The following is a 16673-nucleotide window of genomic DNA, read 5'->3' as shown; positions in this document are numbered from 1 at the left end:
CTCGTGGTCCGCATGGGTCCTTTTGGGCCGCAGGGGATGTGCCGGTCCGGTGACGTCACTAGCGTCCGGTCACCCAGGAAGGGAGACCGGTGACCCGGAGAGCTCGCTGTTCGCACCGCCGCACGACCCGCGACCAGCGCGGCGCCGTCGCGGTCGAGGCCGCCCTGGTGCTGCCCATCCTCTTCACCCTGCTCTTCGGCATCATCGAGCTGTCCCTGCTCGTGCGCGACCAGATCTCGGTCGCGTCGTCCGTGCGGGTGGGATCACGCGCCGCGACGACGACGGGGGCGGTCGTTGCGGGCCCGGGGGTCTGCGAGACCGGCCCTTCCGCCCCACCGTGCACGCCGGCCAGCTCGCCGGCTCTGGCCCAGATCGCGGCGGACGCCATCCAGCGCAACGGCATGTCGATGCCGAAGAGCGCCATCGACTACGTCCTGGTCTTCAAGGCCAACGACAAGGGGTATCCCGGCGCGAACGGCAACAGCACCATGCCGAGCAGCTGCACCGGCGTGACGAACTGCGTGATGTTCAAGTGGAATGACGCCTCGGAGAAGTTCAGGTACTTCAGCGGTGCCTGGGCGTCGACCTCGATCAACGCGTGTGCCGGCGAGGCAGATGCCGTCGGCATCTACCTGCACGCCACCCACAAGTGGGTGAGCGGACTCTTCCGGAACGCGATCGGCGTCGACGACCGCGCTGTCTCCAGGTTCGAGCCCCTGTCCGCGGACACCTGCAAGTCCACGTCCCCCTTCCCGCACTCATGAGCAGTCGGCCCGAGCGCGTCCGAGATGAGCGTGGCATCGCCGCCATCGTCGTGACGCTCTTCATCTCCGCGCTGCTGTTCGGGTTGTGCGCGATCACGGTCGACGTGGCCCGGTGGTACGCCGAGGCGCAACGCGTGCAGAAGGCTGCCGACGCGGCCGCCTCCGCCGGCGTCATCTACATGCCGCAGGACATCGCCTCGGCCACCTCGACGGCGCGCAACATCGCCATGCGCAACGGCTACCCCAACTCGGGCACGACCTCGGTGACCGTCAAGCCGGGGACCCAGCCGAGCCAGCTCGACGTGACCGTGACGAGCAGGGTCAACAACATCTTCGGGCGGATGTTCGGGCTGGGCACCACCACGATCAGCCGGCGCGCTGTCAGTGACTACACGGGTCCTCAGCCGATGGGCAGTCCGTGCAACACGCTCGGCAACGAGCCCGCGGGTGGCAACACCCTGTCCGGACCGGTCGCCTCGCAGCTGACGGTCCCCGCGGACGCCATCTGCAGCACGACGCCGCAGTTCTGGATGAACGTGAACGGTCCGAACGTGACCAAGGGCAACGGCGACCAGTACGCCGTCCGCAACTGTGCGTCCTCGGACGTCTCGGGCTGCACCGGGACCACGAACGACGAGTTCGACCCGATGGGCTACTTCTACATGGTGCGCATCCAGCCGGCGGCTGTGAACCATGCCATCACGCTGCAGCTCTACGACCCGGCCTTCGTCGCGACGGACGACTTCTGCAAGACGGCTCCGACGGGCACCGTCACGAGCGACAACTGGAACGACTACGCGACGTCGGACGCCAAGAGTCGCTACTTCAAGACCGTGACGTCACCGAACTCGTTCTGCACCGGCGACAACATGTCCGACGCGGCGTCGGGAGCGACGATCACCTCGTTCGGCCTGCGCCAGCCCTCCGACTCCCAGAACCCCCGAGCGGCGACTCCCCAGCCGGGGTGCACCAAGCAGTACCCGGGGTACGCCTCCGACAAGGTGACGGCCACGACGCTCCAGCAGTCCAGTGTCGACTACAACCGGGCCCTGGCTCGCGTCTTCCACCAGTGGGTGACCCTGTGCACCTTCACCCCGACCGAGGCCGGCGACTACTACCTCCAGGTCCGCACGAACGTCGCGCTCGGCGGCGCCGTGCCCAAGACGTCCACCACCGGCAGCTACGAGCCCACCGGCAACCTCGCCGACTTCGCCATGTACCGCCAGACCGGTGACGACACCGCGGTCAAGGGTGGCGGCAGCAACCGGTTCGCGGTGCGCGGCTACGGGGCGGGGATCCCTGCGGGATCGCTCTCGGTGTCCGCGCTGGGCAAGATGTCGATCTACGCCAACGCCACCGGCGCGTCGCAGACGTTCAACCTGATCCGGCTGATGCCGGCCGCCGCCGGCCAGACGCTGGTCTTCAAGTTCTTCGACATCGGTGACGCCGCCTCCAGCGGCTCGCTCACCGTGGTGCCACCCACCGACGCCGCGGTCGCGCTGACGAACTGCAAGGGCTCCGGCTTCAAGACGCAGAGCCTGCCGACCTGCTCGATCAGCATCGACTCGTCGTGGAACGGCAAGTCCGAGACGGTCGCGGTGCCGATCCCGTCCAACTACACCTGCCACTACACCGGCATCGGCGGGTGCTGGTTCCGACTCAACGTGACCTTCGGCGGCGGGGCGTCGGTCAACGACACGACGACCTGGACGGCGTACGTCAGCGGAGACCCGGTCCGTCTGATCGAATAGCCCGGTGAGCCTCTTCATCGGCGTCGACATCGGCGGCACCAAGGTCCTGGCGACGGCGGTGTCCCGGTCCGGCAGGGTCGTGCGTACGGCGGTCCGGACCACCCCCGGGCGCCGGGTCGAGGCACGACTCGTCGAGGACGCGCTGACGGAGGCGGTCGAGGAGATCGCCGGCGTACGCCGGGTCGGCGCGATCGGCATCGCGGCTGCCGGGTTCGTCGATGCCCAGGGCGAGCGGGTGCGGTTCGCCCCGCACCTGCCGTGGCAGGACGAGGGCGTGCGTGCGCGCCTCGCCGAGCGCTGGAGCGCCCCGGTCGTGCTCGACAACGACGCCAACTGCGCAGCGCGCGCCGAGCTGGCGTACGGCGCGGTCGGTGAGGCCGAGAGCGCCGTCATGGTCACCCTCGGCACCGGCATCGGGGGCGCGCTGATCCTGGACGGCGAGGTCATCCGCGGCTACAACGGCATGGCCGGGGAGTTCGGCCACACCCAGGTCGTCCCCGGCGGCCGCGCCTGCGAGTGCGGCGGCACGGGGTGCTGGGAGCAGTACTGCAGCGGCAACGCCCTGACCCGGTTCGTCCGCGCGCAGGGGGTCGAGGACCTGGCCGGGCCCGCGATCACCGCTGCCGCCGAGGCGGGCGACCCGGTCGCGCTGGCGGCCTTCGCCGAGGTCGGCGAGTGGCTCGGGGTGGGGCTGGCCAACCTGGTGGCGTCGTTCGACCCGCAGGTGGTGGTCATCGGCGGCGGCCTGTCCGCGGCCGGCGACCTGCTGCTCGAACCGGCCCGCAGCGCCCTGCGCGAGTCGCTGGTGGGCGCGCCGCACCGGACGGTCCCACCGGTGGTGCGAGCCGCGCTCGGCCCGGAGGCAGGCGCGATCGGCGCCGCCGACCTGGCGCGTCAGACCTTCAGGAGCGCCGGTACGCGGGCACGAGCTCGACGGCGAGCTGCTCGAGAAACAGCCCGACGTCGGTGACGATGCCGCGGGCCTGGGACGACCCGCGGTCCGCGAGCTTGGTGACCGTCGCCGGGTTGATGTCGACGCAGACCAGCGGGATCGAGGCCGGCAGGATGTTGCCGGTCGCGACCGAGTGCAGCATGGTCGCGACCATCAGGCAGAAGCCGACGTCGGTGAGCTCGGCCCGCATCGCGCGCTGGCCCTCGATCACGTCGGTGTAGACGTCGGGCAGCGGGCCGTCGTCGCGCACGGAGCCGACCAACACGAACTGCTTGCCCTCGGTCACCAGCGCGTGCATGATGCCGCCGGTCAGCACGCCGTCGTCGACGGCCTGCCGGATCGAGCCGGACTTGCGGATCGTGTTGATGGCCCGGATGTGGTGCTCGTGCCCGTGCTCGACGCCTCGGCCCATGGCCAGGTCGACCCCGAGGCTGGTGCCGTAGAGCGAGGACTCGATGTCGTGGGTGGCCAGTGCGTTGCCGGCGAAGAGCACGTCGACGTACCCCGCGTTGACCATGGCGACCATCGCGGGGGCCGCACCGGTGTGGACGACGCCCGGGCCACCGACCCAGAGGACCTTCTTGCCCTCGGCCTTCGCCTCGCGCATGCCGTCGGCGACCTGGCGCACGAGCACCGCCTGCGGCTTCTCGGAGGAGACCTCGGACTCCATGAAGCCGAACGCCTCGGCGCTCGCGTCCGGCGCCGGCACGGTCACGCGTACGCCGTCGGCGCCGGTGATCACCAGCATGCCGGTGCGGACGTCGGACATGGGCAGGGTGAAGACCCTGGCCGGCCTGCCGTCGGCGTCGCGCTCGAGGATGAGCCCGCAGTCCATCTCCGGGTTCGGGACCTCGAGCCACACGCCGTCGATGCGGACCCGCGTCTCGAGGTTGGTGGTCGAGTAGAAGCGGTCGGGGAAGACGCCGTCCCGGTCGGCCTCGGCGACGCTCGCGACGCCCGGGTCGACCTGATTGACGCCACGGGTCTGCAGCCGCATCAGCAGCCGCTGCAGCGCCTCGTCGTCGTCGGCGATCACGGTGATGACGGCGTGCGAGGCGTCGTCGGTCTCCCGTCCGACGTCGAAGCGGTCGATGGTGTAGTCACCGGCGTACTCACGGATGTCGTCCAGGACCCGCGACAGGATGCCGTGGTCCATCAGGTGGCCGGTGATCTCGACGGTCTCGTTGACGCTCACCGGTGCACAGTAACGCCCGGTCCCGCCCCGTCGGTCACGACCTCGCGCGCTCGCCGACCGCCGTCACCGGACCCGCTGCTCGGCTCCGCTAGATCTGCGCGCCGTCGTCCCAGGGGTCCCGCGGCTCGCGGGGCATCTGGACGACCAGGTAGATGAAGCCGCCGACGAACCCCACGACCAGGAGGTAGCCCAGCCAGGTCGGGATCGAGAGGGAGAGGATCAGGGCCAGCAGGAGCACCAGGGGCGAGCCGAAGACGCCCGCCCAGGCCAGGGCCCGGTCGGGGCTGAGCCGCGGTAGCGGCGGCGGCTCGGGCGGCACGTAGCCCTCCTCGACGTCGTCGTCGACCGGGACCTCGGGCTCCTCGTCGTACCCCTCCAGCGCGCGGGGGTCCCCGAAGCGTCCGCCGAACGGCGCGTCCGAGACCGGCGCGACGGGTGGGGCCACCGGCGGCGGCTCGTCGATCTGCGCGCGCTCGCCGTAGTTGGCGATGATCGACTGCCACGCGAGCTCGTCGGCGGCGAGATGCGCCTCGGCGTCGCGTCCGAGGTCGAAGTCGTCGTCGTGGGGCTGGTCCGGCACACGACGAGCGTATGCCCCCGACGTGAATCCTTGGTCAGGATGCCGTCACTCGGGCGATGAAGGCGGCGGAGTCGCTGAAGATCCTCTCGGCGTCGTGGTCGAGGGTGGCGACGTGGTAGCTGTTCTCGAGCGGTACGACGGTGACGTCGCGCGAGGACACCCCGCTGGTGATCAGCGGCTGGGAGGCCTCGTCGACGACGTGGTCCTCGGTGGAGCGGAAGTAGAGCAGCGGTGCGGTGATCTTCGGGAGGTCGCCGATGATCACGGGCCACGCCTGCATGAAGGAGTGGATCGCCTTGAGCGGCGTCTTGGTGTAGCCGTGCTCCTCGACGCCCTCCTTCTTGATGTCGTTGGCGATGCCGGGGAACGACCCCACCAGGTGCTTGAGCACCGGGAGCAGCTTGACGTCGAGCCGCTTGCTCGCGACCGCCGGGTTGACCACCACGACACCGGCGACCTCGGGGCGGTCCTCGGCGAGGCGGAGCACGAGCGCGCCGCCCATCGACAGACCGCCGACGACGACGGCGTCGTTCTCGGCGACGAGCTTGTCGAGCGACCGCGTCACCTCGGCGTACCAGTCCGACCACCGCAGGGTGTTGAGCTCCTGCCAGGTCGTCCCGTGGCCGGGCAGACGGGGGACCTCCACGGCGTACCCCAGCCGGGCGAGGTGCTGGCCCCACGGCGTCATCGACGCCGGCTGGCCGGTGAAGCCGTGGCTGAGGAGCACCCCGATGCGGCGGCCGCCGGTGAGCTCCGGCTGGGCGGGAGCGGAGTACGGCGTCGCGAGCGGGTGGATCGTCATGGCGGAAGTGTGCACCACGTCGGGCGGCGCGGCGATGCCCTAGGCTGCGCGAGACGGACTCGAGGGGTGGGCGGAGGTTGCGGTGTTCTACTGGTTCCTGAAGTGGATCGCGCTCGGGCCGTGGTTGAAGCTGGTCTTCCGGCCGCGCGTCACCGGCGCCGAGAACGTCCCCGTCGAGGGCCCCGCGATCCTGGCCAGCAACCACCTGTCGTACGCCGACTGGCTGTTCATGCCGCTCACGCTGGCGCGGCGCGTCACCTTCGTCGCGAAGGCGGAGTACTTCACGACCCCCGGCCTCAAGGGCTGGCTGCAGAAGACCTTCTTCTCGGGCTCCGGCCAGGTCCCTATCGACCGGTCCGGCGGCAACGCCTCCGAGGGCGCGATCATCTCCGCCAAGCGACTGCTCGCCGAGGGCGAGCTCTTCGGGATCTACCCCGAGGGCACCCGCTCGCACGACGGCAAGCTCTACCGCGGCAAGGTCGGCGTGGCCCGGCTCGCGCTCGAGTCGAAGGCGCCGGTCATCCCGGTGGCGGTCGTCGGCACCGACGTCGTGGCGCCCCCGGGCAAGACCTTCGGCCGCTTCACCCGCCCGGTCGTGCGCTTCGGCAAGCCGCTGGACTTCTCCCGCTACGAGGGCATGGAGAACGACCGCTACATCCTGCGGTCGATCACCGACGAGATCATGTACGAGATCATGCGGCTCTCCGGTCAGGAGTACGTCGACATGTACGCGACCCGCGCCAAGGAGCTCTCGAAGGCCCAGGCGGACGCGCAGAAGGACGGCGACCAGGGCGGCGAGTCGAAGCTCGCGTCGTGACCATCCACGACACGCATCCCTTCGCGGATCCCGATCCCGATCCGGTACGCCGCCTGCGCGGTCGCCTCGGTGGCGCCGTCAGCCTCGTCACGGCCGGTGACGGCTCCGGGCGTGCCGGCCTGACGGTCTCCTCGCTGATGGTCGCGAACGGCGACCCGGCCCACGTGCTGCTGCTGGTGGACCCCGACAGCGATCTCGCCGAGGTGGTGGCCCGGACCGGCCGGGCCGTCGTCCAGCTGCTGTCGTGGCGCCACCGCGACCTGGCGGAGGCCTTCGCCGGCACCGGACCGGCGCCGGGCGGCCCGTGGCGGCTGGCGTCCTTCGAGGACACCACCTGGGGGCCCCGGCTGAGCGACGCGCCGACCTGGGCCGGCGTCTCGCTCGAGTCCGCCGCCGACGTGGGGTGGTCGACGCTGCTGACCTGCGTGGTCCAGCAGGTGACGGTCGGCGACGACGACGAGCCACTGGTGCACCGACGCGGACGGTACGTGCGGCCCGCCTGACAGGTCCGGGAGCCACCCGGTCGGACCACCCGGAGCGGGCGCCACCGGCTCGTCCTAGGGTGTGGGCGTGGCCGACCTCCTCGAGATCGCGGACGAGCTCTACGGCCTGCCGCTGCCGGACTTCACCCCCGCTCGCGACGCCCGCGCCAAGGAGCTGAAGGGCACGCCGCTGGCCCCGCGCGTCAAGGCCCTGAAGAAGCCCTCGACGGCGGCTTGGGTCGTGAACCTGCTGGTCCGCCGCGACACCGCCCAGGTCGAGCAGGTCCTCACCGTGGGTGCCGCGCTGCGCGAGGCGCAGGCCTCGATGTCGGCCGAGGAACTGCGGGCGCTCAGCCGCCAGCGCCGTCAGCTGACCGCCGCGGTGACCACGGGCGCCCGGCGGATCGCGCGCGAGGAGGGCACGCGGGTCACCGAGGCGGTCGCCGAGCAGGTCGAGGCGACGCTCACCGCGGCCATGGTCGACGAGCGGTGCGGGCAGGCGCTGCGCAGCGGGATGCTCACCACCGCCCTGGCCAGCACCGGCCTGGACCCGGCCGACGTGGAGGCCGCGGTGGCCGTGCCCGAGGCGCTTGGCTTCGACGCCCCGGCGCGTGAGGCCGCCCCACCGGCGCGGCCGGACCTGCGCGTCGTACCCGATCCCGAGGCGGACGCCAAGGCGGTCGCCGCCGCTGCCGCGGCGCTCGAGGAGGCCGAGGCGGCGGTCTCGGAGGCGACCGCGGCGCACGCCGAGACGGTGACCGCCGTCGAGGACCTCGAGGCCCGCGGCCTGCAGCTCCAGGCGGAGATCGCCGAGCTGCGCAGCCGGATGGACGAGCTCGAGGCCTCCGCCGAGGAGACCGACGACGAGCTCTCCGACGCGGAGGACGCACGCTCCCAGTCGGAGTCCGAGCTCGCCGCCGCGACCCAGGCCCGTGATGCTGCTGCGGCGGCGCTGGCGAAATTGAAGGGGTAGTCCCTGACGCTTGCGGGGTCGTGGGCGCGGAATGACCCCGGGAACGTCAGGGACTACCCCGACGATTCAGTCCGCCCAGCCCTTCGCCAGCTCGACCGCGCGGGACCAGCGGGAGTGGGCGGCGTCGGCGGAGGCACGGTCGGAGGTGGGCTCGAAGCGGCGCTCGAGCGCCCAGGTGTCGCGCAGGTCGTCGGTGGAGTCCCACACCCCGACCCCCAGGCCGGCGAAGAAGGCGGCGCCGAGGCCGGTGGTCTCGACGACCCTCGGCCGCTCCACCGGTACGCCGACCTGGTCGGCCTGCAGCTGGCAGAGCAGGTCGTTGGCGGCCGCACCACCGTCGACCCGCAACGAGGACAGCTGGGGCATCACGTCCAGCACGTCGCGCACCTCGAAGGCGATCGCCTCCAGGGTCGCGCGGACGATGTGGGCGCGCGTCGTACCGCGGGTCAGGCCCACGATCAGCCCGCGCGCCTGCGGGTCCCAGTGCGGGGCGCCGAGACCGGTGAGGGCGGGCACGAACACCACGCCGTCGCTGTCCTCGACCGTCGAGGCGACCGCCCGGCTCTCGGCCGCGGAGCCGACGATCTGGAGGCCGTCTCGCAGCCACTGCACGGCCGCGCCGGTGACGAAGATCGAGCCCTCGCAGGCGTAGGTGAGCTCGCCGTCGGGGGAGCGCCAGGCAGCCGAGGCCAGCAGCGCGTCCGAGCGCTGGATCGTCGAGCCGGTGTTGGTGAGCACGAACGACCCGGTGCCGTAGGTGCACTTCGAGTCGCCCACGTCGAAGCAGGTCTGGCCGAAGAGCGCCGACTGCTGGTCGCCCGCGATCCCCGAGATCGGCAGGGACAGCCCGAGGAACGACGTCGGGTCGGTCGCCGCGAGCTCTCCCCAGTTGGGGACCAGCTCCGGCAGCGCGTCGCGCGGCACTCCGAAGAGCCCCAGCAGCTCGTCGGACCAGTCGCCGGACTCGAGGTCGAGCAGCAACGTCCGGGACGCGTTGGAGACGTCGGTGACGTGGTAGGTGCCGCGGCTCATCCGGGCGATCAGGTAGGAGTCGACCGTGCCGATCGCATACCGACCGGACTCGACCAGCGCCCACGTGTGCGGCTCGTTCTCGGCCAGCCACATCAGCTTGGTGCCGGAGAAGTAGGGGTCGAGCCGCAGGCCGGTGAGCTCGCGCACCCGGTCCTCGTGGCCCTCGCCACGCAGCCGGTTGCACAGCTCCGCCGTACGCCGGTCCTGCCACACGATCCCGCGGCGTGGTGACCCGAGCGTCTCGCGGTCCCAGAGCAGCACGGTCTCGCGCTGGTTGGTGATGCCGACCGCCTGCAGGGCGCTGGCGTCGGTGGCGGCCAGGGCGTCGCGGGTGGCCTCGAGCGTCGCCTGCCAGATCTCCTCCGGCGCGTGCTCGACCCAGCCCGGCCGGGGGAAGTGCTGGGCGAACTCCTGATAGCCACGGGCCGAGATCCGGCCGTCGGGCTCGACGACCAGGGCCGTGACGCCGGTGGTGCCGGCGTCGATCGCGAGGACGCTCACCGGTCGGCTTCCCGCCCGGGACCCAGCTCGGCGCGGATGATCTCGAGGATGCGGACGTCGATCCAGGAGCTGTCGGGGGCGACGCGCATCTCGTAGTTCTCGGTGCCGACCCAGGCCGCGAAGTCGCGGTGCCCGGCCGCGGTCGCCAGCCCCTCCAGCTCCTCGAGCAGCTCCGGGGTGACCGGCACCTTCTCGTCGTCGGTCGACGCGGTCAGGTAGAGGTCGCTGAGGGCCAGCAGCCGGCCCAGCTCGCTGATCGGGTCACCCCCGCAGGCAGCGGCGTCGTCGACGCGCAGGTCGACGGCGATGTCGTCGAGCCCGCCGTACCCCGCCTCCTCGCGTACGACGAGCAGCGCCGCCGACTGGCGTCCGCGGGAGTCGCCGCCGGCCGCATCGCCGGCGGCGAGCGCGGCCAGCAGCCGGTGGGCGAGCGGGGCGTCGGGGGAGGACGCGGTCCAGGCCGCCTCCATCGCCTCGACGACCTCGGAGCCGGTCAGGATGTTGCCCTGGATCGCGTAGCCGTCGCCCGTGACGCTGCCGGCCCAGTCAAGGCAGGCCTCGCCGGTGTGGCTGGCCGCGTTGCCGTCGACGTCGACGATGCCGACCTGGCGGTGGTCGCGGCCCTCGTCCTCCTCGAGGAGCCGCTGCAGGGCCACCGAGGCGGTGGCGCCGTCGTCGAGGTGGGAGAGGGCCAGGCCCTTGTAGGCGACGTTGGCGTCGGCCTGGGTCGCGATGGCGCCGACGCCGGCGACGGCGGCGGGCACGGCCGCACCCACGGCCAGGAACTTGGAGGCTACGGCAACGCCCCAGGACTCACCGTCGGAGGAGCGGGCCACGATCGAGAAGGTCATGGGCTGACCCTAGCGATTTCGGCGCGATGTTCCTTTAGTCTAGAAAGGACTAAAGCGTTGTCCGCTCCAGGAAGAAGTAGAAGGCCCATGACCGTTCGTCGCGTCGCCCTCCTCACCGCCGGTGGCCTCGCCCCGTGCCTGTCCTCGGCGGTCGGTGCCCTGATCGAGCGCTACACCGAGCTCCAGCCGGAGATCGAGATCATCGCCTACCTCGACGGGTACGCCGGTCTCCTCGGCGGGGTGCACGTCACCGTGACGCCGGAGGACCGCGAGCGCGCGCACCTGCTCCACGGCTTCGGCGGCAGCCCGATCGGCAACAGCCGAGTGAAGCTCACCAACGTCAAGGACTGCGTGAAGCGGGGGCTGGTGGCCGAGGGCCAGGACCCCCTGCACGTCGCGGCCGAGCAGCTCACCAAGGACGGCGTCGACGTCCTCCACACGATCGGCGGCGACGACACCAACACGACCGCGGCGGACCTCGCGGCGTACCTGCACGACAACGGCTACGAGCTGACCGTCGTGGGACTCCCCAAGACGATCGACAACGACGTCGTGCCGATCCGGCAGTCGCTGGGTGCCTGGACCGCCGCCGAGCAGGGCGCGCTCTTCGCCCGCAACGTCATCGCCGAGCACTCCTCCAACCCGCGGATGCTGATCGTGCACGAGGTCATGGGCCGCCACTGCGGCTGGCTGACGGCCGCGACCGCGGTGAAGTACCGCGAGTGGCTCGCCGCGCAGGAGTTCGCCGGCTTCGCCGGCAACACCCGGCGCTCCTGGGAGCTGCACGGCGTCTACGTCCCCGAGCTCGACTTCGACGTCGCCGCCGAGGCCGAGCGACTGCGGGCGATCATGGACGAGACCGGCTGCGTCAACGTGTTCCTCTCCGAGGGCGCCGGCGTGTCCACGATCGTGGACGAGATGCTGGCCCGGGGCGAGGAGCCCAAGCGGGACGCCTTCGGCCACGTCAAGCTCGACAGCGTCAACCCCGGTGCGTGGTTCGCCAAGCAGTTCGCCGGGATGGTCGGGGCGGAGAAGACCATGGTCCAGAAGAGCGGCTACTTCGCCCGGTCCGCGGCGGCCAACGACGAGGACCTGGCTCTCATCCGTGCGTGCTCGGACCTCGCGGTCGACGCCGCCCTGCGCGGCGAGAGCGGCGTCGTGGGTCACGACGAGGAGGCCGGTGACGTGCTGCGGGTGTGCGAGTTCTCCCGGATCAAGGGCGGCAAGGCGTTCGACCCGTCCGAGCCGTGGTTCGGCGACCTGCTCGAGGAGATCGGTCAGCCGCTCGGCACGCTGGTGCCCTCGGCGCACTAGAGTCGGTCGGGCCGGGAACGACACGTCTCGAACCAGGGAGCCGCCATGCGCGTCGGAGTACTGACCGGAGGCGGGGACTGCCCCGGACTCAACGCCGTCATCCGAGCGGTGGTGCGCAAGGGCGTGAAGGCCCACGGGTTCGAGTTCGTCGGCTACCGCGACGGCTGGCGCGGTCCGCTCGAGGGCGTGACGATGGAGCTCGGGATCGAGCAGTGCCGCGGCATCCTGCCCCGCGGCGGCACGATCCTCGGCTCCTCGCGCACCAACCCCTTCAAGCTCGACAACGGCGTGGAGCGGATCAAGGAGAACCTCGCCAACGACGGTGTCGACGCGCTCGTCGCGATCGGCGGTGAGGACACCTTGGGCGTCGCCACCAAGCTCTCGGAGCTCGGCGTCGACGTCGTCGGCGTGCCGAAGACGATCGACAACGACCTCTCCGGCACGGACTTCACCTTCGGCTTCGACACAGCCGTCAACATCGCGACCGAGGCGATCGACCGGCTGCACACCACCGCCGAGTCCCACCACCGGGTCCTCGTGGTCGAGGTGATGGGCCGCCACGCCGGCTGGATCGCGCTGCACTCCGGCATCGCCGGCGGCGCCAACATCGTGCTGATCCCCGAGCAGCCCTTCGACATCGAGGAGGTGTGCCGGCTGATCGAGAGTCGCTTCGAGTCCCGCTACGCGCCGATCCTCGTGGTCTCGGAGGGTGCGATGCCGCGCGAGGGCGGCGACATGACCCTGGTGTCCGGCGACGTCGACGACTTCGGGCACGTCCGGCTCGGTGGCATCGGCGACCGGCTCGCCAGCGAGATCGAGAAGCGCACCGGCAAGGAGGCCCGCGCGGTCGTGCTCGGCCACATCCAGCGCGGCGGTACGCCGACGGCGTTCGACCGCTGGCTGGCCACCCGCTTCGGTCTGCAGGCGATCGACGCCGTCGCCGAGGGCGACTTCGGGACGATGATGGCGCTGCGCGGCACCTCCATCGTCCGGGTGCCGCTCGCCGAGGGCACCGCCGAGCTCAAGCTGGTCAGCGAGGCGGAGTACGCCGAGGCGCAGGTCTTCTTCGGCTAAGGCGCCGCGCCGCGCCGCGCCGCGGAGGCCGGGGCCGGTCAGCCGGTGAGGTGACCCCAGCGCGGTGCCAGCCGGTGCCACGGACCCGACTCGGCCACCACGCCGTCGACGAGCACCACGACCCGGTCGGCCTGCGCGAGCGCGGCCCGCTTGGACGTGGCGCCCAGCACCGTGCGGTTGCGAGCGCGCAGCGCCTTCCACAGCTCGACCTCGGTCGCGGCGTCGAGCGCGCTCGAGACGTCGTCGGCGAGCACCAGCTCGGCCTCGGTCGCGAGCGCGCGGGCCAACGCCAGGCGCTGCACCTGGCCGCCCGACAGCCGCACTCCACGGTGGCCGACCAGGGAGTCGGGCCCACCCGCGGCCCCGAGGTCGGCGTCGAGGCGGGCGTCGTGGACCGGCTCGTCGATCGGTCGCGGGTGGTCGAGCCGGATGTTGTCGGCGAAGGTGCCGGAGAGCACCCGCGGCACCTGGGCCACGTGCGCGACCTGACCGGGCCGCAGGAACGCCTCCGGGTCGGTCACCGCGGTGCCGTTCCAGCGGATCCCTCCCGTGTGCCCGACCAGGCCGGCCAGCGCGGACAGCAGGCTGGACTTGCCGGAGCCGATCTGTCCCAGCAGCAGCACCAGCTCGCCGGGGCCGAGGCTCAGGCTCACCCCGCTCACGCCGATCGTGCCGTCGTCGTGGACCGCCGAGACGTCGTCGAGCTCCAGGCGGTGCAGCGGCTCGCGGGGTGCCGGCACGGGGGCCGGAGCCGCGCCGCTGACGAGGTCGACGCCGTCGGGCAGGACCATCAGGCTGCCGCCGCCGGCCAGCCGGGAGGTCGCCTGGGCCCAGGCGCGGGTGCCGGGTGCCTCGGTGATCGCCGCTCCGGCGACCCGGCCGAACCAGTCGAAGCCGTTGACCGCCGCGGCGACCAGCAGGGCGGTGGCGAGGTCCCACCCGCCGAGGACCAGGACACCCCAGGAGGCGACCACTCCGGCCTGGACGGTGACGACCGGCACGCCGTCCAGGAAGGCCTGGATGCGGTGCTCGCGCACGGCGGCGCTCACCCGTCCGCCGTCGACCGCGCTCAGGTGCCGGTGGACCGAGGGCGTGGCTGCCGCGAGCTTGACCGTGCGTGCCGACTCGAGCGCCGAGACCAGCGAGCGACCGAACCCCGCCCGCGCCGCGGAGGACGCGGCGGCGGTGCGCCCGGCGATCGGCGTCCCGACCGCGGACGCGGCGGCCGAGACGACCATCACCGCCAGCAGCATGCCGCCGGCGAGGAAGCTCCACGCCACCAGGGTGGTGACGAGCACGATCGCGAGGCCGTTGACGAGGTCGACCCAGCGGTCGGCGTACCGGGCGTAGCGGTCGGCGTCCATGCTGCGGGCCACCACCTCGCCGGGCGGGGTGCGGGTGAGCCGGTGCTGGCGGGTCTGGCCGACGAGCACCGCCATCCGCACGCGGAGCATCACCGCGATCCACCAGCGCGGGTAGCGACGGAACGCCTCCGCGATCAGGAAGGGCGCGATCATCAGGCTCCCGACCAGCGCCACGGTCAGGCCGACCGGCGTGCCGCCGCGGTCGAGGTCCTGGACCAGGCGGCCCCAGATGAAGCCGGTGACCGCACCGAACGCGCCGGTGAGGGCGGCGACCAAGAAGAGGGCCGCGCCGGCGAGGCCCCACCCGGGGTGGATCGCCAGGGCGTCGGCGGTCGCCCGCGCCAGCCGGGGCCCGGAGTCCGGCTCGGCCAGGGGCGGCGGAGGACCGGTGCGTCGTACGGCGCCGATCGCCGCGTCGGAGACCTCGTCGAGCACCCGCTCCTCGTCGGCGGAGGCGTCGAGGAGGGCCCGGAAGGGCCCGGGCTGCGCCGCGAGCGTCGCGCGGGGCCCCTGCTGCACGATCCGGCCCTGGTCGAGCACGGCGACGTGGTCGGCACGAGCGGTCGTCGATAGCCGGTGGGCGACCAGCAGTCCGGTGCGGCCCGAGAGCAGCCGGTCGGCGGCCCGGACCACGCGCGCCTCGGTCAGCGGGTCCATCCGGGCGGTGGCCTCGTCGAGCACCACCACGCGTACGTCGCGCACCAGCAGCCGCGCGAACGCCACCAGCTGCTCCTCGCCCGAGGAGAGCGTGGTGCCGCCCGGGCCGAGCAGCGTGTCGAGCCCGTCCGGCAGTCCGGCGACCCAGTCGCGCAGGCCGAGCTCGGCCATCGCGCCCTCGACCTGGTGGCGGGGCAGGTCGGCGAAGAGGGCGACGTTCTCCGCGAGGGTGCCGGCCAGGATCTCGGTGCGCTGGGTGACCACCCCGACGGAGCGGCGCAGCTGCTGGAGGTCGAGGTCGAGCACGTCGGTGCCCCCGAGGAAGACGCTGCCCCGCTCGGGCTCGACCGCACGCGAGACGAGGGAGGCCACGGTGGACTTGCCCGACCCGGTCCGGCCGACGAGCGCGCAGGTCTCGCCGGCCGGAAGCCGGAGGTCGACGCCCGACAGGGCGAACCGGCCGGTGCCGTACGCGAAGTGCAGGTCGCGCAGCTCGAGCCGGAGCCCGCCCTCGGGGAGAGGCAGGCCACCCACCGGCTCGGGCTCCGTCTCGAGCAGCTGGCGCAGCCGGATGAGCGCGCCGACGCCCTCCTGCAGGTCCGGCAGGTGGCGGGCCAGCTGGTTGATCTGGCCGACGAAGGTCGTGGTGACCAGGAAGAGCGTGACCAGCTGGGCGACCGACAGGTCCCCGTCGGCGGCGAGGACGACCCCGACGACACCGACCCCGGCGAGGAGCCCGTGCAGCAGGACGCCGGCGCGGCGCCCGATCCGGGTCTCGATGGCGACGACGTGGGCGAAGAGCGTGTGCACCCGGGCGGAGAGCTCGCTGCAGCGACGTACGAGGTAGGCCTGGCCCAGGCTGGTGCGGAGGTCGTCGCGGCCGGTGACGCCCTCCTCCATGGCCGCGGCGTGGTCGGTCCAGGCGATCTCCTCGAGGACCTTGCGGCGGGCCAGCTCGGGCAGCAGCTGACGGACCGCCAGCACCGTCGCCGTCCCGAAGAGCGGGAAGAGGATCCAGGCGGGCCACCACGTGATGCCGGCGACGATCCACATCGGCGCCGCCGCGAAGAGGGTGCGCAGCGCGTCCCACACCTGCCGGCGCAGCAGGGCCCCGACCTCGTGGGTGTCGTCGTCGACCCGGTCGAGGACCTCGCCGACGGCCTGCTCCGAGAGCACCTCGAGCGGCTGGTGGAGCGCCGCCGCCAGCAGGTCCGCGCGGAGCACCCCCTCGGCCCGGTCGACGATCCCGGCCCAGGCGACCCGGCCGGCCGTGTCGAGCACGGCGGCGCCGATGACGCAGCACGCCAGCAGGCCGACCAGGCCGCCCGAGGGGTGCTCGGCCAGCCGACCGGCGACGACGGTCCCGAGGGTCTGACCGATCGCCGCGACGAACGAGGCGATCAGGGCGGCGACCGTCACGGGCCTGCGCAGCCGGCGCCAGTCGACCACCCGGGTCGGGTCCTCGAGCCGGAGCGGGGGGCCGTCGCCGGTCCCGGGGTGCTGGAGGAGGTCGTCGGCCCGAGTCACTGTCATCGCCACCCGACGCTATGCCATGGTGCTGACA

Annotated in this window: 14 protein-coding genes; 8 read left to right on the top strand and 6 right to left on the bottom strand. The window is 72.4% G+C overall.

Annotation, left to right across the window (positions count from 1 at the left end):
- Positions 1-89: 89 nt before the first annotated feature.
- From N542_RS26925 to N542_RS26055, 3 genes are read left to right on the top strand one after another with little or no spacing between them, the layout of a single operon-like run.
- The gene (locus N542_RS26925) at positions 90-764 is read left to right on the top strand and encodes a TadE/TadG family type IV pilus assembly protein (RefSeq protein WP_051552240.1); all 675 of its coding nucleotides are present in this window, start codon (positions 90-92) and stop codon (positions 762-764) included.
- Positions 761-2515, top strand: coding sequence for a pilus assembly protein TadG-related protein (locus tag N542_RS0121795; RefSeq protein WP_028645736.1), 1755 nt, complete (start codon positions 761-763; stop codon positions 2513-2515). The genes N542_RS26925 and N542_RS0121795 overlap by 4 nt, the downstream gene beginning before the upstream one ends.
- Positions 2516-2519: 4 nt before the next feature.
- Positions 2520-3485 (top strand): ROK family protein, encoded by a 966-nt coding sequence (locus tag N542_RS26055; protein ID WP_051552238.1) that lies wholly within the window; start codon positions 2520-2522, stop codon positions 3483-3485.
- On the opposite strand, the gene N542_RS0121785 is transcribed toward N542_RS26055, so the two are convergent.
- The 3 genes from N542_RS0121785 to N542_RS0121775 all read right to left on the bottom strand — a co-directional run bounded on the left by N542_RS0121785 (position 3418) and on the right by N542_RS0121775 (position 6044).
- The gene (locus N542_RS0121785) at positions 3418-4662 is read right to left on the bottom strand and encodes an ornithine cyclodeaminase (RefSeq protein WP_028645735.1); all 1245 of its coding nucleotides are present in this window, start codon (positions 4660-4662) and stop codon (positions 3418-3420) included. The two genes, N542_RS26055 and N542_RS0121785, sit on opposite strands and share 68 nt — an antisense overlap.
- A gap of 88 nt (positions 4663-4750) precedes the next feature.
- The gene (locus N542_RS26920; protein WP_028645734.1) at positions 4751-5242 is read right to left on the bottom strand and encodes a hypothetical protein; all 492 of its coding nucleotides are present in this window, start codon (positions 5240-5242) and stop codon (positions 4751-4753) included.
- 34 nt (positions 5243-5276) lie between these two features.
- Positions 5277-6044 (bottom strand): alpha/beta hydrolase, encoded by a 768-nt coding sequence (locus N542_RS0121775; protein ID WP_051552236.1) that lies wholly within the window; start codon positions 6042-6044, stop codon positions 5277-5279.
- Between the two features lie 82 nt (positions 6045-6126).
- On the opposite strand from N542_RS0121775, the gene N542_RS0121770 reads away from it, so the two are divergent.
- The 3 genes from N542_RS0121770 (at position 6127) to N542_RS0121760 (ending at position 8316) form a co-directional block, all read left to right on the top strand.
- Positions 6127-6861, top strand: coding sequence for a lysophospholipid acyltransferase family protein (locus N542_RS0121770; protein ID WP_028645732.1), 735 nt, complete (start codon positions 6127-6129; stop codon positions 6859-6861).
- Entirely contained in the window at positions 6858-7364 is a 507-nt protein-coding gene (locus N542_RS0121765; protein ID WP_028645731.1) for a flavin reductase family protein, read from the top strand. Before N542_RS0121770 ends, N542_RS0121765 begins: the two co-directional genes overlap by 4 nt.
- A 67-nt stretch (positions 7365-7431) precedes the next feature.
- The gene (locus tag N542_RS0121760; protein ID WP_028645730.1) at positions 7432-8316 is read left to right on the top strand and encodes a hypothetical protein; all 885 of its coding nucleotides are present in this window, start codon (positions 7432-7434) and stop codon (positions 8314-8316) included.
- Between the two features lie 66 nt (positions 8317-8382).
- Here the strand turns inward: N542_RS0121760 and N542_RS0121755 are convergent, their stop codons facing one another.
- Both N542_RS0121755 and N542_RS0121750 read right to left on the bottom strand, forming a co-directional pair.
- On the bottom strand, positions 8383-9849 hold the full coding sequence (locus N542_RS0121755; RefSeq protein WP_028645729.1) for an FGGY family carbohydrate kinase: 1467 nt from the start codon (positions 9847-9849) through the stop codon (positions 8383-8385).
- On the bottom strand, positions 9846-10700 hold the full coding sequence (locus tag N542_RS0121750) for a DUF1028 domain-containing protein (RefSeq protein WP_028645728.1): 855 nt from the start codon (positions 10698-10700) through the stop codon (positions 9846-9848). The genes N542_RS0121755 and N542_RS0121750 overlap by 4 nt, the downstream gene beginning before the upstream one ends.
- Positions 10701-10787: 87 nt before the next feature.
- On the opposite strand from N542_RS0121750, the gene N542_RS0121745 reads away from it, so the two are divergent.
- Together N542_RS0121745 and N542_RS0121740 are read left to right on the top strand one after the other, a co-directional pair.
- The gene (locus tag N542_RS0121745) at positions 10788-12014 is read left to right on the top strand and encodes a pyrophosphate--fructose-6-phosphate 1-phosphotransferase (RefSeq protein WP_028645727.1); all 1227 of its coding nucleotides are present in this window, start codon (positions 10788-10790) and stop codon (positions 12012-12014) included.
- A gap of 45 nt (positions 12015-12059) precedes the next feature.
- Positions 12060-13088 carry a 6-phosphofructokinase gene (locus N542_RS0121740; RefSeq protein WP_028645726.1) on the top strand — a complete coding sequence of 343 codons (1029 nt, stop codon included), beginning with the start codon at positions 12060-12062 and terminating at the stop codon, positions 13086-13088.
- Between the two features lie 38 nt (positions 13089-13126).
- On the opposite strand, the gene N542_RS0121735 is transcribed toward N542_RS0121740, so the two are convergent.
- Complete coding sequence (locus tag N542_RS0121735; protein ID WP_036509522.1) at positions 13127-16642, bottom strand: ABC transporter ATP-binding protein; 3516 nt, start codon at positions 16640-16642, stop codon at positions 13127-13129.
- Positions 16643-16673 lie beyond the last annotated feature (31 nt).

Source organism: Nocardioides sp. URHA0020, assembly GCF_000620705.1.
Classification (GTDB): domain Bacteria; phylum Actinomycetota; class Actinomycetes; order Propionibacteriales; family Nocardioidaceae; genus Nocardioides.
Note: the sequence above shows the minus strand (reverse complement) of the source record. Positions and strands in the feature narration are given on the sequence as shown.